Source organism: Acinetobacter sp. ACNIH2, assembly GCF_002934965.1.
Taxonomy (GTDB): domain Bacteria; phylum Pseudomonadota; class Gammaproteobacteria; order Pseudomonadales; family Moraxellaceae; genus Acinetobacter; species Acinetobacter tandoii.
In genome coordinates, this window is the sequence record NZ_CP026412.1 from 421,829 (window position 1) to 447,410 (window position 25,582).

Genomic DNA, 25,582 nt, shown 5'->3' on the forward strand with positions numbered 1-25,582 from the left:
GAGATTCTGCATGAAAACATCTAAATTTACTGACAGCCAGATCATGTCCATCTTGAAGCAAGCGGAGTCTGGCACACCTGTTGCGGCCCTTTGTCGTGAACATGGTATGAGTAATGCAACCTTCTATAAATGGCGTGCTAAATATGGCGGCATGGATACATCTTTGATGGCACGGCTGAAAGAGTTGGAAACAGAAAATACCAGACTGAAAAAAATGTATGCTGAAGAGCGATTAAAAGCAGAAATTATTCAGGAAGCGATGTCAAAAAAGTGGTAAAGCCATCTTGTCGACGTCAGATGGCTCAACAGGCAGTGGCCCAACATGCTGTTAGTATCCGTTTAGCTTGCACTGCATTTGGCATAAGTGAAACCTGCTACCGTTATCAGGCTAGACTCAGTGATGACAATGTGCTCATTGCAGAACGGCTCATTGAACTCACTGAGGAAAATACCGATTGGGGCTTTGGTCTATGCTTCTCGTATTTACGGCATGTTGAGAGTCACTGCTGGAATCACAAGCGGGTTTATCGCATTTACTGTGAGTTGGCACTGAATCTGCGTATTAAACCGAGAAGAAGACTAAAACGACATGTGCCTGAACCACTGAAAGAGCCAATACGTGCAAATCAGGTTTGGTCACTGGATTTTATGCATGATCAACTTTCCGATGGTCGCAAGTTTCGATTATTGAATGTGATTGATGATTACCGCCGCGAAGGCCTAGCCATTGAAGCAGGGTTCTCATTGCCCACAATTAGGGTCATTCGTACGTTGAATCAATTGCTGGAGTGGAGAGAAAAACCGTTAGTGATCCGATGTGATAATGGCCCCGAGTTTATCAGTCACGAATTTGTGCGCTGGGCTACTGAGCACGGTATTCGTATTGAATATATTCAACCGGGTAAGCCACAGCAGAATGCGTATATTGAACGATATAATCGGACTATACGTTATAGTTGGCTGAGCAAGCATTTGTTTGATACGTTAGAAGAAGTTCAGGATTACGCAACTGATTGGCTGTGGCATTACAATCATGAAAGACCACACCAAGCTAACAAAGGAAGGCCACCTCTAATGGCTGCTTAACCTCTACTTTTAACTTCGGTTATTTATGGGAGGATTACCGTCATATCGTGTAGCAATTCCTCTAAATTGCTTGAGTCTTGCATATTATTCTCAATAAAAAACCCCACTCTAAAGTAGGGCTTTTTTTAAACAATATCAAATACTTTAAATTAAGCTGTTAATTGCTCTTTCTCTTCTTGGCTTTCCAAGAAGTCCTGAGCAAAACGCTGAAGTACACCACCCGCTTCATATACAGACACTTCTTCTTCTGTATCTAGGCGGCAAGTTACAGGTACTTCCACAACTTCATTTTTGCCATCAGCCGTTGCACGCTCAATCACTAAAGTTAAAGTTGAACGTGGCGCAATGTTACCAATCACGCTGTATAGCTCAGTACCATCTAACTTCAAGGTATTGCGGTTTACACCTGCTTTAAACTCAAGCGGTAATACGCCCATACCCACCAAGTTGGTACGGTGAATACGCTCAAAACCTTCCGCAACAATGGCTTCTACACCTGCAAGACGAACGCCTTTCGCAGCCCAGTCACGGCTAGAACCTTGACCATAGTCAGCACCTGCAACGATGATCAGCGGTTGCTTACGGTTCATGTAAGTTTCAATCGCTTCCCACATACGCATCACTTCGCCTTCTGGCTCTACACGTGCTTTTGAACCTTGTTTCACTGTACCATCAGTACGACGTACCATTTCGTTAAACAATTTCGGGTTGGCAAAAGTTGCACGTTGTGCCGTTAAGTGGTCACCACGGTGTGTTGCATAAGAGTTGAAGTCTTCTTCTGGTACGCCCATTTTGTGAAGGTATTCACCCGCAGCCGAGTCCATCAAAATCGCGTTTGAAGGCGATAAATGGTCAGTGGTTATGTTGTCACCCAAAATTGCAAGCGGACGCATGTTCGCCAAAGTACGTGGTGCAGCCAACGCCCCTTCCCAATATGGTGGACGGCGGATGTAAGTACTTTGTGGACGCCAGTCATAAAGCGGACTTTCGGCCTCTACGGTTACGCCTAAGTCAAACATTGGAATGTAGACTTTACGGAACTGTTCAGGCTTCACAGCTTCTTTAACTAACGCATCAATTTCAGCATCAGATGGCCAGATGTCTTTGAGGTAAATCGGGTTACCTTCTTTGTCATGACCTAAAGCATCTTTTTCGATGTCAAAACGAATTGTGCCCGCAATTGCATACGCCACAACAAGCGGTGGAGATGCTAAGAACGCTTGTTTTGCATATGGATGGATACGGCCATCGAAGTTACGGTTACCAGAGAGTACTGCGGTTGCGTACAAGTCACGGTCAATAATTTCTTGCTGAATGACTGGATCTAACGCACCCGACATACCGTTACACGTCGTACAAGCATAAGCCACAATACCAAAACCAAGTTGTTCTAAGTCTTTTAGAACACCTGCTTCTTCAAGATAAAGTGCAGCCGCTTTTGAACCCGGTGCAAATGATGATTTCACCCAAGGTTTACGAACTAAACCAAGTTCATTTGCTTTACGTGCCAACAAGCCTGCCGCCACAGTGTTACGTGGGTTAGAAGTGTTGGTACACGAAGTAATGGCAGCAATAATGATTGCACCATCTGGCATTAAGCCATCAGAACGGTTTTCAACAACACCCGCAATACCTTTTTCTTTTAGGTCCGCAGTTGAAACACGTGCATGTGGGTTTGATGGACCAGCAATGTTACGTGTGACTGTCGATAGGTCAAAACGTAGTACACGTGGGTACTCTGCTTTGGTCATGTCAGATGCCCAAAGGCCGATTTCTTTTGCGTACTGTTCAACCAGTGCCACTTGAGTATCTTCACGGCCTGTGAGGCGTAAGTAATCAATCGTGTTTTGGTCGATGTAGAACATCGCCGCCGTAGCGCCGTATTCTGGTGTCATGTTCGAAATGGTTGCACGGTCGCCCACAGACATGCTGTCAGCACCTTCACCAAAGAACTCAAGATAAGCACCAACAACGCGCTCTTTACGCAAGAACTCTGTTAGAGCCAACACGATATCTGTTGCAGTAATGCCCGCCTGACGCTGACCTACAAACTCAACACCAATAATGTCTGGTAGACGCATCCAAGATGCACGGCCTAACATTACGTTTTCAGCTTCTAAGCCACCAACACCCACAGAAATTACGCCCAAAGCGTCTGTATGTGGTGTGTGCGAGTCTGTACCTACGCATGTGTCTGGGAATGCTACGCCATCACGCGCCTGAATGACCGGAGACATTTTCTCTAGGTTAATCTGGTGCATAATGCCGTTCCCCGCAGGGATCACATCGACATTTTTAAATGCTGTTTTAGTCCATTCAATAAAGTGGAAACGGTCTTCGTTACGACGGTCTTCAACAGCACGGTTTTTTGCAAAAGCGTCTGGGTCAGCACCGCCATATTCCACTGCTAAAGAGTGGTCGACAATGAGCTGTGTTGGCACAACTGGGTTGACTTTAGATGGGTCACCGCCTTTGTCGGCAATCGCATCACGCAAACCTGCAAGGTCAACCAATGCAGTTTGACCTAGGATGTCATGACACACCACGCGCGCAGGATACCAAGGGAAGTCTAAGTCCTGACGGCCTTCAATCAACTGCGTTAAATAAGCAGTTAAGTTCTCGGCATCGGCACGGCGTACCAATTGCTCTGCGAGTACTTTAGAGGTGTAAGGCAGTTTTTCGTATGCGCCTGGCTGAATATCTTCAACGGCTTGACGCACGTCGTAATATTCAAGCTGGGTACCTGCCAGCGGTTTACGGTATTTAGTGTTCATTAACCACGCTCCGCCAATGGTTTAAATTCAAGATTTTCAGGGCCTGTGTAGTTCGCGCTTGGACGAATGATTTTGCCGTCTTGGCGTTGTTCAATCACGTGCGCTGACCAACCTGCTGTACGTGCAATCACGAACAATGGTGTGAACATGGCAGTTGGAACGCCCATCAAGTGATAGCTCACCGCACTGAACCAGTCGAGGTTCGGGAACATGTTTTTCACTTCTTTCATCACGGCTTCTAAACGTTCCGCAATCAAATACATTTTTTTGTTTTCTTGCGCATCCGCCAATTCAAGTGCAACTTGCTTAATTACTTCGTTACGTGGGTCAGCGATGGTGTAAACAGGGTGACCAAAACCAATCACGACTTCTTTGTTTTCTACACGCTTACGAATGTCTGCTTCTGCTTCGTCTGCATTGTCGTAGCGCTGTTGAATCACGAATGCAACTTCGTTTGCACCACCATGTTTAGGTCCACGTAATGCACCAATTGCACCTGCAATAGTTGAGTACATGTCTGAACCTGTACCAGCAATTACACGTGAAGTAAACGTCGATGCATTGAACTCATGCTCTGCATACAAAATCAATGACGTGTGCATTGCTTGAATCCATTGTTCACATGGTTTTTCACCGTGTAACAAATGAAGGAAGTGCGCACCAATTGAGTCATCATCGGTTTCAACTTCAATACGTTTGCCGTTGTGACTAAAGTGATACCAGTAAAGCAACATTGAACCGAAAGATGCCATTAACTTGTCTGCGATGTCGCGTGCACCCGCATAGTTATGGTCTTCATGTTCTGGTGTTAAGCAACCTAGAACTGAAACACCTGTACGCATCACGTCCATTGGGTGTGCATATGGTGGGAGTTGTTCTAACGCCGCTTTAAGTGATGCAGGTAAACCACGAAGTGCTTTCAGTTTATTCTTGTAGGCCTTGAGTTCCGCTTTATTCGGTAATTTGCCATGAACCAAAAGGTAAGCCACTTCTTCAAATTCGCTTTGACCCGCAAGGTCTAAAATGTCGTAACCACGGTAGTGCAAATCATTACCACTACGACCTACGGTGCAAAGTGCTGTATTACCCGCCACTTGTCCGCTGAGTGCGACTGATTTTTTTGGCTTGAATCCGTTTGTTGTTGCATTCATGAGATCTTCCTTCTTCCATTGGGTGGATCAATTCATTTTTATGCTTTGCGTCAGTTTTATTTCCTACACTGACGCAAAGATTTTATGGTTAAACTGTTATTTATTTTTGACAAAAGAGGCATCAAGGTATTGTTCAAACGCATGGTAATTAATGCGGTCATACAATTCTTGACGGGTTTGCATGGTATCGACCACGTTCTTTTGTGTACCTTCTTTACGTAAAGTAGTGTAGACATTTTCCGCTGCTTTGTTCATCGCACGGAAAGCTGAAAGAGGATAAAGCGCAATGCTGACATCCGCAGAAGCCAATTCCTCTGTGGTAAATAATGGCGTAGAACCAAATTCAGTAATGTTTGCCAAAATTGGAACATTGGTTGCAGCAGCAAATTGTTTATACATCGCCAATTCAGTAATCGCTTCTGGGAACAACATGTCCGCGCCTGCTTCAATATAAGCACCTGCGCGGTCAATTGCAGCTTGCAAACCTTCTACAGCCAAAGCATCGGTACGCGCCATAATCACGAACTTGTCATCACCACGCGCATCAACGGCAGCTTTAATACGGTCAACCATTTCTTCTTGAGTCACAATGGCTTTGTTTGGACGGTGACCACAACGTTTCGCACCGACTTGGTCTTCAATATGCATAGCCGCTGCACCAAACTTGATAAGTGCTTTTGTCGTACGCGCAATGTTAAATGCTGAAGCACCAAAACCTGTGTCGGCATCGACCAATAAAGGCAAATCACATACATCGGTAATACGGCGTACATCTGTCAGTACATCATCGAGGTTGCTAATACCTAAGTCAGGTAAACCTAAAGAGCCTGCTGCTACACCACCGCCAGATAAATAAATGGCTTTGTAACCTGCACGCTTTGCCAATAAGGCATGATTGGCATTGATGGTTCCGACCACTTGTAATGGATGTTCACTTGCAACCGCATCACGGAATTTCTGCCCTGCTGATAACGTTGACATACGTCCTCCCTCTCTCTTCATCATTAAATTAGGTTTTGTTCAATGTTTTGATAAGACGCAGCAATGTGGCGTCGCATCAGTAATTCCGCGAGTTCTGCATCACCTTCGGCAATAGCATCTAAAATACGAATATGTTCCGACAAGGCTCGATGCGGACGATTTGGCGTTTTGGAATACTGAATTCGATACATCCGAATCAAGTGATACAACTCATCACATAACATCTTTTCCAAAGTTTTATTGCCACAGTTCTTGATGATGCAATAATGAAAATCGTCCTGACCTTCTTGTAAGTAATAGCCTTTCCCTTCTTTAAAATTTGGGTCTTGCGCATGTAAATGCAGCACTTCACGCAAATTTAAAATCTGCTGTTTATCGATGCTTTGTGCAGCCAAACGGCAAGCCAAACCTTCCAAGTTTTCACGAATTTGATACAGCTCAAACAATTGTTGATGCGATAAAGACACTACACGCGCGCCGACATGAGCAGTGCGTTCTACCAATTTTTGCCCTTCTAAGCGGTGGATGGCTTCACGTAAAGGTCCACGACTAATGCCATATACACGCGCCAGCTCTGGTTCAGAAATTTTACTGCCCGCTGCAATTTCACCGCTCACAATCGCAGTTTGAATTTTTCTGAAAATCTGGTCGGTTAAAGTCGCTGTAGCGACTTGTTTTGTCTGTGGAGACAGCTCGTCAATTTGCATATTGTCAACAATCAGATCAATTATTAGCTAAAATAAGCACAAATAAATTAAAATGCAACAATATTGTCAACAACTTTGGTATTAGACTTGAAAATGCGATGGACGAAGACTTGACAATGTTTAAGTAAAATCATATCGGGTATCCGTTCTAAAGATGTTTCAATACAACAGCTCTATAATTTATTTTAATTCAATACTTTAAATCTTATTTCAATACTGATTCTGTGATAGAAAAGCATTTTTTATATCCATGTCGTGACCTACGCTTTCAACACTTGGTTTGAGTCCAATCACGAAGTTGTCCTGAATGACCCTTGAGTTTTATTATCGACACTTCAGTTTTTATTTTGTTCTATCTGTTATGCCGTAAATAGAAAAAAGCCTCAAGGAAATGCTTGAGGCTTTTGTTACCATTTATATGCTGCTGGACTTATTTTGCCTTTTGCAAACGTAAGGCATTTAAAACCACAGACAGTGAACTAAGCGACATCGCTACTGCGGCTAACATCGGAGTGAGTAATAACCCAGTGAGTGGATAGAAAATTCCCGCTGCGACAGGTACACCCAAGCCGTTATAGACAAAAGAAAAGGCAAGGTTCTGTTTCATATTACGTACACCAAGTTTCGCCATATGCAAGGCGTCGGCTGCTCCACGAATATCACCTTTCACCAACGTCACTTGTGCCGTCTGTTTAGCAATATCAGTTCCATTCCCCATCGCAATCCCGACATTGGCTTGGGCAAGCGCTGGTGCATCATTAATCCCATCACCCGCCATAGCAACAATTTTGCCCTGCGCCTGATATTTCTTCACAATCTCCAATTTTTCGATTGGGGTACAATTGCCATGCACATGCTGAATGCCTAACTCTTTTGCCACTAGTTGCGCATTTTTCTCGTGGTCACCTGTCGCCATCACCACTTCAATACCATCATCAATCAATTGCTGAATCACTTGAGGGGCATTGGCTTTAATTGCATCATGGATAGAAATATACGCCAGCACCTCCTGGCTATTGCTCAAGAAACTTATGACATTGCCTATCGCACGTTGCTGATCTAACTGGCTTTGTAGTGTAGTGTCTAAGGTGATACCGAGTTGTTCTAGCAACTTTTGACTACCGATATACAAGGTTTGCTCGCCAATCTGACCTTTGACGCCAAAGCCCGTAACATCTTCAAAGTCTTCCACTTTTAGCAATTGCTGCGTAGGAACAATTTGAGTCAAAGTTTGAGCAATCGGGTGACTTGAATATTGCTCAATCGAGGCAATCCACTGTTCAACTTGAGTTTGTTCCACATTTGGGCTGAGTAACCTAATTTCTTTCAGACTCGGCTTACCTTCAGTCAAGGTTCCAGTTTTATCGACAATCAGCGTATTAACCTTACTTAAGGCTTCAATCGCTTCCGCATCTTTAAACAGAACACCTTTCTGTGCTGCACGACCTGTAGTGGCCATCACGGACATTGGCGTTGCTAAACCAAGCGCACATGGACAGGCAATAATCAGTACCGCTACAGCACACATCAATGCCAAGTCAAATTGCGCACCACCAAACACCATCCATGCAACAAAGGTCAAAGCACTAATGAACAACACCACAATCACAAAATATTTAGCAAACACATCGGCTAAACGTTGTAGCGGTGCTTTAGAACGCTGCGCTTCTGCAACTGTCTGAATCATTTTCGATAATGTTGTGTTAGCACCTACAGCCGTGGTTTGTATTCGAATACTGCCTTGTTGATTCACTGTGCCACCAATGACTGTGTCATGCACTTGCTTTTTCACTGGCACAGGTTCACCCGTCATCATGGCTTCATCGACATAGGTTTTGCCTTCTACCACCACGCCATCCAGTGGAATCTGATCACCTGAGGAAATCTGTAAAATATCGCCTTGTTTGACCATGCCAATATCCACTTCAATCACTTGATCATTTTGAACCAACTTAGCGGTGTTGACTTGGAGTTTGAGCAAGGCTTTCAATGAATCGGCTGTTTTGGCACGGGCTTTTAGCTCCATGATTTGACCAAGCAAACTCAGAGATACAATCATACACGCCGCTTCATAATACACCGCGACACCATGTCCTGTTTTGGCTGCCATCGGAATCAGGCTTGGAAAGATGGTCGCCACGACACTATAAATATAGGCGGCTAATACCCCAACCCCTATCAGACTCCACATATTCAAGTTACGGGTTTTATACGAGGTCCAACAGCGCTCAATAAACGGTTTACCCGCCCACAACACCACAGGGGTCGCGAGGACTAGCTCAATCCACGGCTGAATATGCGGTGAAATGAAACTATGGAGATGTGAACCCATCGCTAAAACAAACACGATTAACGTCAGTGGTAAAGTCATCCAAAAGCGATGACTAAAATCAACCAATTCAGGATTTGGTGCATCATCTAAAGTCGGTTGCATCGGCTCCAGCGCCATACCACAAATCGGACACGTGCCCGGCCCTTTTTGCACAATTTCAGGGTCCATCGGACAGGTATAATCCATATCAGCAGCACCTTCAGGCACAGGACGCTGATCAGGTGGAATTAGATAAAACTCAGGATCTCCCTTAAATTTGTCTAAGCAAGATGGATTACAGAAATAATAAGTCTGTTGCTGATAATCCGTTTTTAACTCAGTATTTGGGTCAACAGACATACCGCAGACGGGGTCAATAAAAGCTGATGCTCCTGACTGGACATGCTGCTCATGTGCGTGTTTCCCGCCACCACAGCAACCTGTTTTAGCTGGTTCTGGTTTAGGCTTTGCTGCACAACAACTTGATTTTGATTCAGCTTGTGCTGTTTCTGGAGTTTTAGATTCTGTACCACAACATGTTGAGGCTTTCTTCTCTTCTGGTTTAGAAGTTCCACAACATCCTGATACTTTCGCGGACTTTTCTTCAACTGTCGTAACATAGCTTTCAGGCGCAGCGATAAATTTTTGCTGACATTTTTCACTGCAAAAATAATAGTTTTTGCCCTGCCATTCGCTATGTGGTTTACTCAAATCCGTGACCGTCATGCCACACACAGGGTCTGTAAAGCTTTCTGCTTGAGGTACTTTACCTTGCTGGTGGTTGCTCGCACAGCCACACCCTTTTGATGCAGTGACCATACTTTCTGCTTCAGGTTGGACTGAACTATCCGCTTGCTCAGTTTTCGCTTTGCTACAACAAGAACTTTGCGCTTTTTTTGAGGTTAGATAAGCTGCAGGATCGGCTGTAAATTTCTTTAAACAGCCTGAGCAACAAAACAAATAACGAACTGATTGATGCTCATACACATGTGGAGAATCCTCTGCTACCGTCATACCGCAAACAGGATCGATATTTATCACTGTAGACACTGATTTCTGTTTTGAACAGCAAGACGTTTTGTGTTGCTCACTCATTCTGGCTCACCTTTTATTTTTTGATTGTGTTAGCATAAAGTCTGTACCTAGGTACTGAGTCAAGCCTTTTGGAGATTATTTTATGCTCACTATCGGCAAACTGGCAAAACAGTGTCATGTTAATGTTGAAACGATTCGTTATTATCAACGGATTGGTCTTATGCGCATTCCTGAAACCACACAAAACTATCGTTATTACAGCCAACAAGACATTGAAACCTTAAGCTTTATTCAAAAAGGTAAAGATGCTGGCTTGCAGCTCAGTGAAATTCAAGATCTATTACATTTACAACTGAATGACCGAGAAAAAGTCCGTGACGTGATTCAACAACGACTGGAAAAAATTGATCAACGGATTCAAGAATTAAATGCACTGAAACAGCGTCTTTCAACTTGGGTAGATGAATGTAAAACCACAACAGACAGTTGTTGCCCAATTTTGCAAGAACTGAAAAAAGGTTCAACGACTGAACCATAAACAGTTACCGTCTTTTGGACTTGCCGATCATTTTAACACTCACCTTTTCGATACTCAGGACTGCGTTCATTATGTCGATTGAACTTGCCCAACTCAGAAAACAGCTTCGCAAACAACGCAGACAAGTTTCCGTTTATCAACAACAACAGTCTGAGCAGCAAATTTTACAGCGCCTAAGATCTGTGCCCAAATTTAAACAGGCCAAGCATGTCGGCATTTATCTACATGCCTTTGGGGAAATTCAGACTCATAAAATCATTGAATATTGTTTTCATCAAAAAAAGTCGGTGTATTTACCGATGATTTGCAATATGAATCAACGCTTGGTGTGGGTCAAAGTTTCACGCAATCAATTTCAAAATAAACGCTTTTCCCACCATCCGCTTGGTATGCAAGAACCCATGGCAACACGTGGGCAACACGTTTCACACCTAGACCTGCTACTAATGCCTTTATTGGCGTGTGATCTTTATGGCACACGAATTGGCATGGGGGGCGGGTTTTATGACAAAACCTTAGCATCTACACCTTATCACCGTCCGTTTCGTCTCGGGTTGGCCCATCACTTTCAATTAGTACCGCAGCGCCTCATTCGAGAAAAATGGGATCAACCTTTAGATGCACTGCTTACGCCTCAACAATATTTACGCTTCAAGCGCTAAAATTGACATTTTTGACTGTTGAGAATACTTAAAAATCACATGTTTAGTCATTTTTTATACAATTTATTTTGACCTGCCCTTGTATTTTTTAAAATACCCATCACTATAAAAAACATGGCAACACCGTTGTCACTCATTAGGAGTGCCCATGTCTGAAATTATTATGAATCAAGAAACCTTAGAGCCTCAGGTTCCAAGTGTATTACCACTTTTAGCGTTACGTGATGTAGTGGTGTATCCACACATGCAAATCGCGCTATTTGTAGGTCGTGAAAAATCGATCAATGCAGTTGATGTGGCTCGTAACAGTGACAATCTAGTATTTGTAGTTGCTCAGAAAGATTCTCTTTCAGAAGAAATTGATCACGACAACTTATATCAATACGGTACTGTCGCGAAGATTGTACAAGTTGTGAATCATGAAAATGATGAAAACTGTATAAAAGTATTAATCGAAGGCTTGCATCGTTCTAAGTTAGAAAAAATCATTGATGAAAATGATTATCTCACCGCGGAACATGCACTTAGCCCAATGTCAGTTCACATTGACGAAACAACTCAAGCAACACGTGTTCAAGAATTACGTGCCCTGTTTGCACAATATGCTGAAGCAAAGCTACGTAATGCCCGTGAACTGATTGCTGCAGCGAACAAAATTGATGATTTACTTCAATTGTTATTCTTCGTAGCGACTCGTGTTCCACTGAATATTGATGTGAAACAAAAATTCCTTGAGCACGATGAGTTTGAGGCACATCTACAAGAACTGATGACCTATTTGTTGCAACAGTCTGAAGAGCAACAGATTGAGCAAACTTTACATGACTCAGTGAAGCGTCAAATGGAGAAAAACCAACGCGAATACTTCCTCAATGAAAAGATGAAGGTTATTCAGCGTGAGCTTTCTGACATGAATGGCGGTGCAGAAGACGACGTAGCTGAAATTGAGAAACGTCTTGCTGAAGCAGATTTACCTGAGCACGTACGTAAAAAAGCAGAAGCTGAATTCCGTAAGCTTAAAGCGATGCAACCTGCGTCAAGTGAAGCGGCTGTGGTACGTAACTATTTAGAGGTGATCTTAGATACACCTTGGAATAAAGCCAGCAAAGTCAGCATTAACTTAAGCAAAGCGCAAGAAATTCTCGATGCAGATCATTATGGCTTAGATGACGTGAAAGATCGTATTGTGGAATATTTAGCGGTTCAATCTCGCGTGAAAAAACTCAAAGGCCCAATCCTTTGTTTAGTTGGCCCTCCGGGTGTAGGTAAAACCTCACTGGGCGAATCTGTTGCGAAAGCGACTGGCCGTGAATTTGTCCGTATGGCGCTGGGCGGTGTACGTGACGAAGCGGAAATCCGTGGTCACCGTCGTACCTATATCGGTGCGATGCCGGGTAAAATTGTACAATCGTTAACGAAAGTTGGCGTGAAGAACCCATTGTTCTTGCTCGATGAAATCGACAAGATGGCGCAAGACTACCGTGGCGACCCTGCTTCTGCATTGCTTGAAGTACTTGATCCATCACAGAACAACAAGTTTAACGATCACTATTTAGATCTTGATCTTGACCTGTCTGAAGTAATGTTCATCTGTACTGCTAACAGCATGAATATTCCTGAAGCATTGTTGGATCGTATGGAAGTGATTCGCCTACCGGGTTATACCGAAGACGAAAAAGTCAATATTGCTGAGCGTTACCTTGTTCCGAAAGCCATTAAGAACAACGGTTTACGTGCTAAAGAATTGACTGTTCATGAAGAAGCGATTCGTGACATCGTGCAGCGTTATACACGTGAAGCAGGTGTGCGTAGCTTAGAGCGTGAAGTCTCTAAAATTGCACGTAAAGTGGTAAAAGAAGCCGTCAGCAAAAAGGCGAAAAACCTACAAGTTGATGTCACTTCGGCTAATCTTCCAGACTACCTAGGTCCACACAAATTTGACTTTGGTATGGCAGAAGATGAAGCGCAAGTGGGTCGTGTCAACGGTTTAGCGTGGACGTCTGTCGGTGGTGAGTTATTGACCATTGAAGTTGCAGCGGTCAAAGGTAAAGGGAAATTTATCACCACGGGTTCACTCGGTGATGTGATGAAAGAATCAATTACCGCAGCCATGACCGTGGTACGTACACGTGCAGATGAGTTGGGCATCGAGTCAACTCGCTTTGAAGAGACCGATGTTCACGTCCACTTACCAGAAGGTGCAACACCAAAAGATGGTCCATCTGCTGGTTTAGCACTGACTACAGCATTGGTTTCTGCCTTTACAGGTATCCCAATTCGCCCTGACATTGCCATGACAGGTGAAACGAGTCTTGGTGGTCGTGCAATGCGTATTGGTGGTTTGAAAGAAAAATTGCTTGCTGCACACCGTGGTGGCATTAAATTAGTCTTCATTCCTCAAGATAACGTCCGTGATCTTGCAGAGATTCCTGAAAATGTGAAAGAAGGGCTTGAGATTAAAGCAGTGAAATCGATTGATGAGATTTTACCTCTTGCCTTGACATCAAAGCCTGAACCTTTGGTCAAAGCACCAATTGTAAAACCAGTCGATGATGGTAAAAAAGCCGCACGTCACTAATTTTAGCAAGAGAAAAAAGAGAGCTACGGCTCTCTTTTTTTTATTACAAATTACTGTAAATAACACCACACATCTTCGTGCTTTTATCCCCTAAAATAAATTGCATCCAAAGGATGATACAGGACCATTAAAATGAAAAACCCTGTCGGATGGTTTGAAATATATGTCAATGACATAACCCGAGCCAAACAATTTTATGAAGCAGTATTTAATATTCAACTCTCTGAATTGATTCCTCCTTCTGAGGGTAACTCGCTTCAAATGTGGGCGTTCCCATCGGATATGCAAGTTTATGGCGCTTCTGGTGCTTTAGTTCAAATGTCAGGAGTCGCCGCAGGTGGAAACAGCACATTAATCTATTTTTCATGTGAAGACTGTGCAGATGAAGCAGCCCGAATTGGTGAAGCGGGCGGCAACATTCATGAATCAAAAACTTCAATTGGTGAGTACGGATTTATTGTTTTAGCTTTTGATACAGAAGGAAATATGATTGGTTTACATTCTATGAAGTAAACCAGCGTATCGTAAATAATTTAAGGTTATCGTATGTTCTAACTTTGAATATTAAGCAGGTTTCCCTTCACAAATCAGACTTGAAAAAATCCAAAGAACACCCAATATTAAATAATAAGAATACATATGTGCTGTATGTTTCTTATTCTTAAAGGTTATCTGTTTCTCCAGGCAGATAATCTCTTGATCGCAGTCCTTACACTATTCAAGGACTGCGTTTTTTATTGGTATTCTTTAATTTTTCTACATAAAAATAATAATGCCCTTTTCATCCTACATTATTTACTTCAATATCGTTTGCACCAACCCATCGATCACCTGAGTCATCTTTTCAAGATTTAGGGTCTTTAATGTGTCGGCAGCCGTATGATAATTCTTATTCCGATAAAAAGCGGTATCGGTCAGCATAATCGCAGGAATATCATAATTCCAATAGTTGCTATGACTTGAAAAATTCAATCCTGGGGTAAAAGATGGTGCGACTAAACGCTGGCATTCCAATTGCTGCATGGCAGTACAAAAATTCTCACCTAATCCACGCGAATCGATATCACTCACCGCTGCAATAAAATTACCGTGACTTGGATAAATCCACTTCAATCCAACAGGATATTCTTGCACCAGTGCTGTATCGTAGTAGCCAATCATTTCCAGAATATAAACCCCTAGAATCTTATCGCGTTGTGCTTGTACTGACTTGGCATGTACATAACTGCCCATATATTCTGTATTGGTATATGGTGGTTCTTCAAGCGTATAAAAAGCAAATTCTACATTATGGCTTAGATGGCTTTTTTCCTGTGACAAAATACGAGCCGCTTCAATCACTCCCGCGACCCCAGAGGCATTATCATCTGCTCCCTGTACTTGACCAAACACATCATAATGTGCGCCAACGATGACTTTTTCGGCTCCTCCCACATTTAATGAACAGACCACGTTGCGATAATTCTGCCGATTCACAATATAATTCTGAAATTGACAAGGAATACCAAATAAACGCATTTGCTCTTTGATCCAAGCTGAAACTCGATTTAATTCGGCAATATTTTGATGATTCCGAAATGAACCTGTACCAATAATTTGCTGTAAGTAAAGTTGGACATTCTGGACGTCAGCTTGTTGGCTGGTCGCAGAATTGGCCTGACTCTGCGTAACCACCGAAATAGCCGTCATCAGTAAACCAACCCAAGCTACTTTCAAAAATTTATTCCTTTTCATTTATTATTATTCCACCGTCATCACAATTTTTTTCGTTCTTACAGAGCATTAATGCAACAGCCAGTAATTATTTTCAATTGCAAAATGTATATCGAGATTGGATTGTATTCATTCAACGCTATAATTCTGCTGAATAAGCATGTGATGCCAGATATGAAAATACGAATTCTGACCATTGGTCAAAAAATGCCAGCTTGGGTTCTGACGGGTTTTGAAGATTATTTCAAACGAATTCAACCCTTTGTACAAACGCAAATTATTGAGTTGCCCATGGCAAAGCGTGGAAAAAATGATTCTGAAGCCGACATTTTAAAATATCGACAAATTGAAGGTGATAGCATTTTAAATGCACTCAAACAGAATGAAACGCTCATCGCGCTTGAAGTGGGTGGTCGTGAATTCAGCACCGAAAAACTGGCTGATACCATGAAGTCTTGGATGCTAGAAGGCAATGATGTCGCCTTGGCAATTGGTGGACCAGATGGTCATTCAGAAGCGGTTCGTAAAGCAGCCGCATGGCATTGGTCATTATCAAAACTGACCTTGCCACACCCATTGGTGCGTGTCATGCTGATTGAACAGTTATATCGAGCCATGAGCATTAATCACAATCATCCCTATCATCGGGCGGGTTAAAGCCATCTCCTATCATTCTATAATTGCAACAATACGTTGAATAGAAATGCTTTATTCAACTATTTCTCTTTGGCATGATGAACATATTCTCTTATTCAAATTAGGCGCAAGACGATGAATCTACAAACTTTACCAGGTTTATTTATTTCTCATGGATCTCCCATGCTTGCGCTTAACCCTGAACAAGTCGGTCCAGCCTTACAACGTTTGAGTTTAAATCTACCAACACCTAAAGCGATTGTCGTGATGTCAGCACACTGGGAAAGTCAGGCACTTGAGGTCAATACGGGCATCCGCCCAGAAACTTGGCATGATTTTCGTGGTTTCCCCCCTGCGCTATATGAAATTCGCTACCCTGCTCCTGGTGACCCTCAACTTGCCGAAGACATTTTAAAGCGACTGTCTGATGCAGGATTTGATGCCCACGCCAATAATAGCCGCCCGCGTGATCATGGTGTGTGGATGCCATTACTCCACATGTTCCCGAATGCAGATATCCCAGTGGTTGAAATTTCACTACCTATGCATATGTCAGCAGAACAGATTTATCAAATTGGGCAAGCTCTTTCAGTTTTACGTGAACAACAAGTTTTACTGATTGGTTCGGGCAGTATTACCCATAATTTGTCTGAATTGTCATGGCATGGGGAATCGCAGGATGTGCCTATATGGGCATCGACCTTCCGAAACTATGTGGTTCAAAAACTGTCGCATCAAGACTATGAAGCAGTATTGGACTGGAACAGTATTCCCTATGTACAGCGCAATCATCCAACTTTAGAACATTTTTCGCCTTTATTTTTTGCAATGGGTACGGGCACACGCTTTAATATTGTCCATAGCAGTTTCACAATGGGTTCATTGGGAATGGACATTTACCGTTTTGACTAATCCTTTCTAAAAATTAAAGAAATGAATACAAATGTTGTACACGTATTCATTTCTTTTTTTTATTAATCATTTAACCTTTAGTTTTGTATCTATTCACTAAAGTGTTAATTTAAAAATGAAATTGAAATACCTTTTACTTGCTTTGTTGCCTTTTTCTCTTGCTGCTTGCCAATCAACTCAAACACCATCAAATTTGGATCAAGCCGTGAATGTACAATCAATTCCTGATCAAAACAAAACGCTTGCTGCCTATGAATGGATCAGCACTACATCGACCACGCCAAAACCTTTAACACTGTCGTTTAATACACAAGGACAATTGTCTGTAAAAACTAGCTGTAACGGTTTAGGTACGAGCTGGAAAATTGAAGGTGACAAAATTGTCACAGGTGCAATGATGGGCACACAAATGGCTTGTGCTGAACCCGCAATGCAACAAGAACGCTTAGCAGCAGATTTACTCGGTCAACGTTCAATTCAATTTACGTTGAATAGCCAAAATGTTGAAGCACCTACCTTAACACTGCTTTCTGCGAAAGGCGAAAAACATGTCTTTGTTGGGAAAATGACACCTGAAACTAAATACCAATCTCAAGGTGAAACCATCTTTTTAGAAATTTCGCCAGAAACAAAAACTTGTTCAGCTGGTGTCGCTCGCATTGAGTGCTTACAAGTTCGTGAAATCAAATATGATGACAAAGGTATAAAAACAACTGTCGATAAAGATTGGACTTTATTCTACGACCATATCGAAGGCTATACTCACAATTCTAAAACCCGCCAAATTGTTCGCGTAAAACGTTTTGAGCGTCAAAACCCTGCTGCGGACCAATCTAAATATGCTTATGTCAAAGATATGGTGATTGAAACCGAAACTGTAAAATAAATACAAGCATAAAAAAGCCGATACAATTGCATCGGCTTTTTTATCTGAACTGCTCGTTTTCTGTCTTAGAACACACCCTGCGACAGCATAGCATCAGCAACTTTCACGAAGCCTGCAATATTGGCGCCATCCACATAATTAATGCTACCGTCTGCTTTTGTGCCATATTTAACACAATTACGGTGAATATCTTTCATAATTGCATGTAAACGCTCATCGACTTCTTCGAAGCTCCATCCTAAACGCAATGCATTTTGTGACATTTCAAGACCCGAAGTGGCTACACCACCAGCATTAGATGCCTTACCTGGTGCATACAGAATTTTCGCTGCAACAAATTTTTCTACAGCATCGAGTGTTGAAGGCATATTGGCACCTTCTGCAACACAGAAAACACCATTAGCCAATAATACCTCTGCATCTTCACCCGTCAATTCATTCTGAGTTGCACATGGTAAAGCGATATCACAAGGAATCCCCCAAGGGCGTTTGCCTTCTAAATATTCAAATCCATGCTTAGATGCAAATTCAGAAATACGTCCACGGGCTTCATTTTTTAAATACATTACTTCTGCTAGAAGTTCATCGGTGAAACCATCTTTGACATAAACCGTACCATTCGAGTCTGAAAGTGATACAACTTTTGCGCCTAGGAACATGGCTTTTTCAGCAGCAAATTGTGCAACATTACCCGAACCTGAAATGGTCACAGTTTTTCCGTGGAAACTATCACCACGCGTTTTTAGCATTTCTTCAGCAAAGTATACTGTGCCATAACCCGTTGCTTCTGGACGTGCCAAAGACCCACCAAATGCCAAACCTTTTCCAGTAAATACACAAGAAGTATCATTACTGAGTTTTTTCATCATCCCAGCCATATAGCCGACTTCACGACCACCAACACCAATATCTCCAGCAGGAATATCTGTGTTAGAACCTAAGTGACGGTATAGCTCAATCATTAATGCTTGGCAGAAACGCATAATTTCGCCTTCTGACTTCCCTTTAGGGTCAAAGTCAGAACCGCCTTTTCCGCCACCCATAGGCAACGTTGTTAAGGCATTTTTAAAAGTCTGTTCAAAACCCAAGAATTTTAAAATGGATAAATTGACAGAGGGATGGAAACGCATCCCACCCTTAAATGGACCAATTGCTGAGTTGTATTGAACACGAAATGCTCGATTTACTTGGGTGTTACCTTGATCATCGACCCATGACACGCGGAATTGGATAGCACGTTCTGGTTCAATTAAACGCTCAAGTAATCCATGTGCTGCATATTTTGGGTTCTTTTCAATGAATGGCCACAGACTGGTCATCACCTCTTCTACCGCTTGTAAAAACTCGGGTTGGTGTGCATCACGTGTTTTTACGTAATCCAAAAAGTCGTTTAGGCTACTGTATTTCAACACTTCATCCTCAGCAATTTATGAATCAAAATAGGTCAAAATTAAATTAAGTGATAAATTTTGGCGCAAAACATTAAATACTTTTTATCCACCTTCCACAATATTTATTTAAAATAACTTGATATTTTCAATATATAACAAATAATTATTTTAACTATTAAATAAAGTTTGTCTTTCATATTTTTAAACCCTGACTTAACAATCCCACCTTTTTTTGCACCATATAAACACATTTAATGCATTAATTTGGAACACAAGATTAATCACCTAAATCATGCTAAAATTCAGAAAAATTTGACTCTATCTCTCTAATCCTGTTCTAAAAACAGGCGTGGTTTTCGCATGATTTCGCAAATTGCTCTCATTCAACACATCGACGCGCTACTTCCCCAAACTCAATGTGGTTTATGTGGTCATCGAGATGGTTGCCTTCCCTACGCCAAAGCAATTGCTGAAGGAGAAGCTGCCAATAAATGCGTCCCAGGTGGACAGCCTGTGGCTGATGCTTTAGCTGAATTATTACAACGCCCATCTCTAAAAGCAGAGGAAAGCGTATGGCCTCTTCAATCGGATGGTCGTCCACAACGAATGAAAGCCATTATTCGAGAAGATGAATGTATTGGTTGTACCAAATGTATTAGTGCATGCCCCGTTGATGCGATTATCGGATCGGGGAAACTCATGCATAGTGTGTTGACTGATTTATGCACGGGCTGTGAACTTTGTATTCCACCCTGTCCAGTTGACTGTATTGATTTAGTCGAAGATTTAAATAGCTTACCTAACGAAATTGAACGCACAATAGAACAAAACGATTTACGCCAACGCTACTATGCCCATATTCAACGTGAAGAAACTCGTCGCTTGCAGCGTAAGGGCCCTGTAGTACGTGCCGAAATTGATACAGCATTATTTGCTCAATTCTCTACTCAGCTTGATTCAGTACATGTAATTGAAGTTGCCGACAAAACACCTACTGTCACCCAACAAGATGCTAAATCAACCATTGAGTTGGCAAAATTACGAACACAAATTAAAAAGTTAGAGAAACAACTCAGCGTTCGTGAAGATGTAAACAAGCGTGCACAATTACTGACCTTGACCGAACAACTCAATGCTTGGCAAGGAGCTTAAACATGGTGACCAAAACCTCTACCGTTAAAAACATGACCAAGAAGCAAATTCAAACCTTCTTTGAACGTTTACGCGATCAGCGCCCCAACCCGACAACGGAGTTAAACTTTTCTACACCGTTTGAGTTATTAGTTGCGGTAACCCTGTCAGCTCAGGCCACTGATGTCAGTGTCAATAAAGCCACAGATAAATTGTTTCCAATCGCTAATACACCTGAAACCATTTTGGGGTTAGGTGTTGAAGGACTCAAGCAATACATCAGAACCATTGGTTTATATAATTCCAAAGCTGAAAATGTCATTAAAACCTGCCAAATTTTAATTGAACGACCTTTGTACACGACAAAAAAAGACAACTCATTGAAATAATGGCATAATACTTGTTTTCTGACGACGAATATGATGACACATTTCAATGAGTTACATCTCATCTTAAACAAATATCTAAAGTGGAACAAGTCACGTGTAAAATGTTTTACACTGATTATGCTGGCATTAATTGTAAAACAGACATGTAATCTTTCTTCTGCATCTAAAGCCTTACCCATCACGTGCTTACCACAATCATTTTATCGACGTATACAACGCTTCTTTGCAGATCAGTATTTCGATTATCGTCAAATTTCTCAGTTAATTTTCAATATATTTTCATTCGATAAAGTCCAATTAACTTTGGATAGAACCAACTGGAAATGGGGAAAACGAGATATCAATATCTTGATGTTAGCCATCGTCTATCGTGGAATAGCGATACCTATTGTTTGGACATTGCTCAATAAACGTGGAAATTCAGATACAAAAGAGCGTATTGCTTTGATTCAACGCTTTATCTCCATTTTTGGTAAAGATCGTATTGTGAATGTGTTCGCAGACAGAGAATTTATCGGTGAGAAATGGTTTACATGGTTAATTGAAAATGACATTAACTTCTGTATACGTGTTAAAAAAACTTTATTGTGACCAATCACTTAGCCAAGAATCATAAAATTAGTGATTTATTTCGTCATCTTCAAGTTGGTCAAACAGAATGTCGTAAACGACGTATTTGGGTTGGTCGAGTGAAACTGTATATTAGTGCGCTACGATTAGAAGATGGAGAACTTTTACTTGTTGTTTCTCCTATGTTTAATGCTTCTGCTATTGGTGATTATGCATTACGCTGGGAAATCGAAACCTTATTTAGTTGTCTCAAAGGACGTGGATTCAATCTTGAAAATACTCGTTTAACAGACCCTAGACGAGTCAAGAAATTGATAGCAGTGCTAGCGATCGGTTTCTGTTGGTGCTATTTAACAGGTGAATGGCAACATGATCGAAAAAAAGCGATAAAACTAAAGAAGCATGGACGACTTTCAGTAAGTTTATTTCGCTACGGTTTGGACTATGTTCAGATGGCTATTCTACGTTTGATTGGTTTTGGAAAAAAAGAAGAATTTAAGAAAGTGCTAGCAATTTTAAGAAAGAAAAAGCCTGATAGGACAAGGGCCCTATGAAATTTGTCGTGTACAGAGTTGAACGACATAACAGTCAAGTGCCGAATAATCGTGCCGACTTAGAAGCCTTACCTGGAGTTGGACGTAAAACTGCAAATGTGGTGTTGAATACTGCATTCGGACATCCCACCATGGCGGTGGATACGCATATTTTTCGATTAGGCAATCGGACAGGTTTGGCAGTAGGAAAAAATGTCCTCGAAGTTGAGCACCGACTAGTCAAAGTTATTCCTAAAGAATTTATGGTCGATGCGCACCACTGGCTGATTTTACATGGTCGTTACTGCTGTATCGCACGTAAACCCAAGTGTGCCGAATGCGTGGTTTCAGATGTATGTAATTGGCCAGAGCGTTTTGAATTTGGTGCAGCACGCGCAATTCCTGTTAATAACATTTAAGAAGCGCAGCGGATCTAGTACAAGATACGCTATTATCTCAAAATCACACTCTTATTTTTTCGACTGTTTTTGTTTCAATTTCGGATGTAACTGATATTGGGGTTTTTCCGCAGTTTTACTTTCTTCTTTTTGCTTTTGTTGGGTTTCTTTTAACATTTTAAAGCTGATATATAACAAACCCAGTAACATGACCAAGCATGCCAACACTAAAATGAATAAACCAATTTTTAACAAAATCGTATCCTCAAAAATTTAGGACAAATAAAAAGAGCCCTAATATGACTTAGGACTCTTTTAAAGTCAAAAATTCAGGTTTGAGTTATTTTGACTGATCTAAAATTGCGAACAAATCTTTTTGTACGTCTTCAATTGCACGTAAACCATTTAATTTGTCATAAGTCGGTGCATTTTCACCAGAAGCAGCACGACCTTGGTAGAATCCAACCAACTGCTCAGTTTCTGTATGATATGAACCTAGACGCTTACGAATAGTTTCTTCTTGGTCATCTGGACGTTGAACCAAGTCTTCACCAGTTTCATCATCTTTGCCTTCAACTTTAGGTGGGTTGTAAACAACATGATAAACACGACCAGATGCAGGGTGCTGGCGACGACCAGACAAACGCTGAACGATTTCTTCGTCAGGTACATCAATTTCGATCACGTGATCGATGTTAATGCCTTCTTTTTCCAAAGCCTCAGCCTGTGGAATTGTACGAGGGAAACCATCGAAAATGCAGCCGTTCACACAATCAGGTTGAGCAATACGTTCTTTCACAAGACCAATGATCAGTTCATCAGAAACCAGACCACCGCTTTCCATTACGCTTTTAGCTTTAAGACCTAATTCAGTACCTTCACGAATTGCAGCACGGAGCATATCACCGGTTGAAATTTGTGGGACATTGTAGCGCTTACAGATCAACTGAGCTTGTGTACCTTTACCTGCTCCAGGTGGTCCGAGTAAGATAATGCGCATAAAAAAACATCCTCATTTAAAACAATATGTATGATACTTCGAGCCAACAATTATGCAGATCTAAACAGTCAGCATGAGTATCTAATTATAAGAAAGCCACAAACAAATGTATTGTACCAGCTATAAATCCAGTGACCCCACCTAATACAATCAGAATCCATTCGTCTTCCTGAAATGCAGGACGTAACAGGTTCTGGAACTCTTTCGGCGTTAACTCTCGGATACGCTCTCGGAACATTTGAAAGATTTTCTGTGCACGGCTCGCATTGAACGCAGGGTCGCATACTGGCACCATCGTAATTTCAATTGAGCGATCAATCAAGTCCGTCTTGAGTTTTGCGTACTCTTTTGGCCCTAAAGATAGCTGCAATGATGTGCGAACCAGTGGAGTTTCCATAATTTGGTTAATATGCCGTTTGACGATACGACGAGTTTTGTCTTTTTTCGTGCCATACATCATTTCAGTCATGATAGATTTTAACGTAATCAAGTCTTCAGTAACGACACTGGCAAATACATCCGATACTTCTTCCTGACGCTTCATAAACGCGCCTTGGATATTATACGTTCCGATTCTCGGCCAGACAGGTTTCACCCAAGGAAACTTACGATCTTTAGTTAATTCAGTGAGTTGTGGGTAACGAACATAATGCGGTTCTATCGGGTTAAAGACCATCCAAATTGCAATCCAGTTGGTTAAAAATCCCCATACCGATGCCCAAAATGGGACTGTCCAGTGCCAAGGCACGACAAACCACACAATCATTTGGAACACACCAAAAAACATTCCTATTAGGGCACTAATATGCCAAATAAAATTGATTTCCTTTTGTCCCACTTTTAAGAACATACGCACCATTAAACGACGATCACCTTCCATTTGGCTGACCACCATTTCTCGCATGTCTACCAATGACTCGACGTTCACCGTTAATTCTGTTACCAGTTCTTTCAACACCTCTGGAAGTTGCTTATGTGCCTGTGCATAAATTCGGCGTTTAATCGAATATGGTAAATTTTCCCAAAGTACCGCATTGCGATCGACCATGACTTCATCAATCAGATGTTCCAGTTCAAAGCCAACCTGCTCACCAATAATACGCGCCATATCTTCCGGATCCATGGCATCTAAAAATTCGCGCAAAGAACCCAGTTTAGATAATGTATTATCCGTAATAATGCCTGAAATGCGTCCTGCTTTACGTGGCACAATACCTTGCCAACCCACAGGCAATGGACCTAAATGAAAACCCCAAAAAGTAATTGGATAGAACACCATTTTGAGTGCCATCCAAACATGTGCCCAAGTTACAAAAGCAGTTACAGGAATAATGCTCAGCACAGCCCAAAAATCGGGACGATTCAAAAAGGTTTGCCACAACTGATTGATGTACTCAAGCATGCATATTTTCCAAAATAATGACCAAATAACAGAGATTAATTCTTAATTTTTTAAACAGGTTATTTTCTGCCTAAGCCCATACTTAATGTATAAGAGAATTGTATTTTCGGTTCTATGTGTTCTACAACCACACCCTCACGATTTTTTAATTCTTCTCCTGCCCCAAGCCCGACACTGAATGTACTAATGCGATCTTTGTTTAATAAAACATATGCAAGATCTACACCTGCACCTAAGCGTGTTTCATCTTTATTATCCACTTGCTTACTGGCAATATGACCTGCATAGGCACCCACATAATACCCGTTTTTATCCTTTCCTGTGAAATAGTAAGGATATCTAAAACCTATTTGTGTTCCAAAAGGGGAATCATCGGTAAGAAAAAAACCCACTTTGGCATAGGCTATGCCATAAGGATTAACCCATTCTGTATTTAAATGAATCAGTTGTTGGGTTACCCCTGCTCCCAGATTCCATGTGCTGACACTTTCAGGAGGCAATTTCGCATCTGGTAAATAATGATGATCTTGCGCATAAGCTGTATTGAATAATGTTATCAATGCTAACAAGGGATAAACTCTTGTCATTATTGTCACCTTTGTCCTTATTTTAATTGTGCATGCATTCCAAATTTTTTGCATGTTTTTGACTTTAACAGAATTGTTTCTATTCTTATATACAACACCTGATCTTTTTACTGTCTATAAAGTCAAAACACACTGTTGCAATTAAACAACCTAGCCCCCGCCCACTTCCAGCAGATAAGCATTATCAAAGCCTGTGACTTGAGTTAGAATA

General features: G+C 41.7%; 21 protein-coding genes and 2 pseudogenes. 12 read left to right on the forward strand and 11 right to left on the reverse strand.

Annotated elements, in window-relative coordinates:
- The first annotated feature begins 10 nt into the window (after positions 1-10).
- Positions 11-1,086 (forward strand): IS3 family transposase gene (locus C3F34_RS01985; RefSeq protein ID WP_104440995.1). Its coding sequence is split into 2 segments (ribosomal slippage): positions 11-263 and positions 263-1,086, totalling 1,077 coding nucleotides; the frame shifts between segments, so codons are not numbered across the junction.
- Between the two features lie 149 nt (positions 1,087-1,235).
- Here the strand turns inward: C3F34_RS01985 and acnD are convergent.
- From acnD to C3F34_RS02010, 5 genes are all read right to left on the reverse strand, one after another.
- The gene (gene acnD, locus C3F34_RS01990; RefSeq protein WP_104440996.1) at positions 1,236-3,860 is read right to left on the reverse strand and encodes a Fe/S-dependent 2-methylisocitrate dehydratase AcnD; all 2,625 of its coding nucleotides are present in this window, start codon (positions 3,858-3,860) and stop codon (positions 1,236-1,238) included.
- Entirely contained in the window at positions 3,860-5,011 is a 1,152-nt protein-coding gene (prpC, locus tag C3F34_RS01995; protein WP_016165870.1) for a 2-methylcitrate synthase, read from the reverse strand. The genes acnD and prpC overlap by 1 nt, the downstream gene beginning before the upstream one ends.
- Positions 5,012-5,107: 96 nt before the next feature.
- Positions 5,108-5,992, reverse strand: a complete 885-nt coding sequence (gene prpB, locus C3F34_RS02000) for a methylisocitrate lyase (protein ID WP_044740186.1) — start codon at positions 5,990-5,992, stop codon at positions 5,108-5,110.
- Positions 5,993-6,015: 23 nt separating this feature from the next.
- Positions 6,016-6,699 (reverse strand): GntR family transcriptional regulator, encoded by a 684-nt coding sequence (locus tag C3F34_RS02005; protein ID WP_104440997.1) that lies wholly within the window; start codon positions 6,697-6,699, stop codon positions 6,016-6,018.
- Between the two features lie 430 nt (positions 6,700-7,129).
- The gene (locus C3F34_RS02010) at positions 7,130-10,105 is read right to left on the reverse strand and encodes a heavy metal translocating P-type ATPase (protein WP_044740188.1); all 2,976 of its coding nucleotides are present in this window, start codon (positions 10,103-10,105) and stop codon (positions 7,130-7,132) included.
- Between the two features lie 82 nt (positions 10,106-10,187).
- Here C3F34_RS02010 and C3F34_RS02015 point away from each other — a divergent pair, with 82 nt between their 5' ends.
- From C3F34_RS02015 to C3F34_RS02030, 4 genes are all read left to right on the forward strand, one after another.
- Entirely contained in the window at positions 10,188-10,583 is a 396-nt protein-coding gene (locus C3F34_RS02015) for a MerR family transcriptional regulator (RefSeq protein WP_044740189.1), read from the forward strand.
- A 71-nt stretch (positions 10,584-10,654) separates the two neighbouring features.
- Positions 10,655-11,245, forward strand: coding sequence for a 5-formyltetrahydrofolate cyclo-ligase (locus C3F34_RS02020; RefSeq protein ID WP_044740190.1), 591 nt, complete (start codon positions 10,655-10,657; stop codon positions 11,243-11,245).
- Positions 11,246-11,393: 148 nt separating this feature from the next.
- Positions 11,394-13,823 (forward strand): endopeptidase La, encoded by a 2,430-nt coding sequence (gene lon, locus C3F34_RS02025; RefSeq protein WP_044740191.1) that lies wholly within the window; start codon positions 11,394-11,396, stop codon positions 13,821-13,823.
- Positions 13,824-13,955: 132 nt separating this feature from the next.
- Positions 13,956-14,336: a VOC family protein gene (locus C3F34_RS02030; protein WP_044740192.1), complete on the forward strand. Its 381-nt coding sequence runs from the start codon at positions 13,956-13,958 to the stop codon at positions 14,334-14,336.
- A gap of 282 nt (positions 14,337-14,618) precedes the next feature.
- Here C3F34_RS02030 and C3F34_RS02035 read toward each other — a convergent pair whose 3' ends face one another.
- Positions 14,619-15,557 (reverse strand): M20/M25/M40 family metallo-hydrolase, encoded by a 939-nt coding sequence (locus C3F34_RS02035; RefSeq protein WP_044740193.1) that lies wholly within the window; start codon positions 15,555-15,557, stop codon positions 14,619-14,621.
- A 153-nt stretch (positions 15,558-15,710) separates the two neighbouring features.
- Here C3F34_RS02035 and rlmH point away from each other — a divergent pair, with 153 nt between their 5' ends.
- The 3 genes from rlmH to C3F34_RS02050 all read left to right on the forward strand — a co-directional run bounded on the left by rlmH (position 15,711) and on the right by C3F34_RS02050 (position 17,970).
- A complete protein-coding gene (gene rlmH / locus C3F34_RS02040) occupies positions 15,711-16,193 on the forward strand; it encodes a 23S rRNA (pseudouridine(1915)-N(3))-methyltransferase RlmH (protein ID WP_026441300.1) in 483 nt (160 codons plus the stop codon).
- Positions 16,194-16,307: 114 nt separating this feature from the next.
- Positions 16,308-17,084, forward strand: coding sequence for a DODA-type extradiol aromatic ring-opening family dioxygenase (locus C3F34_RS02045; RefSeq protein ID WP_044740194.1), 777 nt, complete (start codon positions 16,308-16,310; stop codon positions 17,082-17,084).
- Positions 17,085-17,199: 115 nt separating this feature from the next.
- On the forward strand, positions 17,200-17,970 hold the full coding sequence (locus C3F34_RS02050; RefSeq protein ID WP_044740195.1) for an META and DUF4377 domain-containing protein: 771 nt from the start codon (positions 17,200-17,202) through the stop codon (positions 17,968-17,970).
- Positions 17,971-18,035: 65 nt separating this feature from the next.
- Here the strand turns inward: C3F34_RS02050 and gdhA are convergent, their stop codons facing one another.
- Positions 18,036-19,379: an NADP-specific glutamate dehydrogenase gene (gene gdhA / locus C3F34_RS02055; protein WP_044740196.1), complete on the reverse strand. Its 1,344-nt coding sequence runs from the start codon at positions 19,377-19,379 to the stop codon at positions 18,036-18,038.
- Positions 19,380-19,721: 342 nt separating this feature from the next.
- On the opposite strand from gdhA, the gene C3F34_RS02060 reads away from it, so the two are divergent.
- The 4 genes and pseudogenes from C3F34_RS02060 to C3F34_RS02075 form a co-directional block, all read left to right on the forward strand.
- Positions 19,722-20,513 (forward strand): RnfABCDGE type electron transport complex subunit B, encoded by a 792-nt coding sequence (locus tag C3F34_RS02060; protein ID WP_044740197.1) that lies wholly within the window; start codon positions 19,722-19,724, stop codon positions 20,511-20,513.
- A 2-nt stretch (positions 20,514-20,515) separates the two neighbouring features.
- Positions 20,516-20,842, forward strand: a pseudogene (locus tag C3F34_RS02065) (endonuclease III); the annotation flags it as partial.
- A 72-nt stretch (positions 20,843-20,914) separates the two neighbouring features.
- A protein-coding gene (locus tag C3F34_RS02070) for an IS4 family transposase (protein WP_104442269.1) occupies positions 20,915-22,005 on the forward strand; the annotation gives its coding sequence in 2 pieces (ribosomal slippage) (positions 20,915-21,455 and positions 21,455-22,005; 1,092 coding nt in all).
- A gap of 17 nt (positions 22,006-22,022) precedes the next feature.
- Positions 22,023-22,403, forward strand: a pseudogene (locus C3F34_RS02075) (endonuclease III domain-containing protein); the annotation flags it as partial.
- A gap of 51 nt (positions 22,404-22,454) precedes the next feature.
- Here C3F34_RS02075 and C3F34_RS02080 read toward each other — a convergent pair.
- From C3F34_RS02080 to C3F34_RS02095, 4 genes are all read right to left on the reverse strand, one after another.
- Entirely contained in the window at positions 22,455-22,637 is a 183-nt protein-coding gene (locus tag C3F34_RS02080) for a hypothetical protein (RefSeq protein WP_044740199.1), read from the reverse strand.
- 85 nt (positions 22,638-22,722) lie between these two features.
- A complete protein-coding gene (gene adk / locus C3F34_RS02085) occupies positions 22,723-23,382 on the reverse strand; it encodes an adenylate kinase (RefSeq protein ID WP_044740200.1) in 660 nt (219 codons plus the stop codon).
- Positions 23,383-23,467: 85 nt separating this feature from the next.
- Positions 23,468-24,784 carry a hypothetical protein gene (locus C3F34_RS02090; RefSeq protein ID WP_016165853.1) on the reverse strand — a complete coding sequence of 439 codons (1,317 nt, stop codon included), beginning with the start codon at positions 24,782-24,784 and terminating at the stop codon, positions 23,468-23,470.
- 59 nt (positions 24,785-24,843) lie between these two features.
- Complete coding sequence (locus C3F34_RS02095) at positions 24,844-25,371, reverse strand: hypothetical protein (protein ID WP_016165852.1); 528 nt, start codon at positions 25,369-25,371, stop codon at positions 24,844-24,846.
- Positions 25,372-25,582 lie beyond the last annotated feature (211 nt).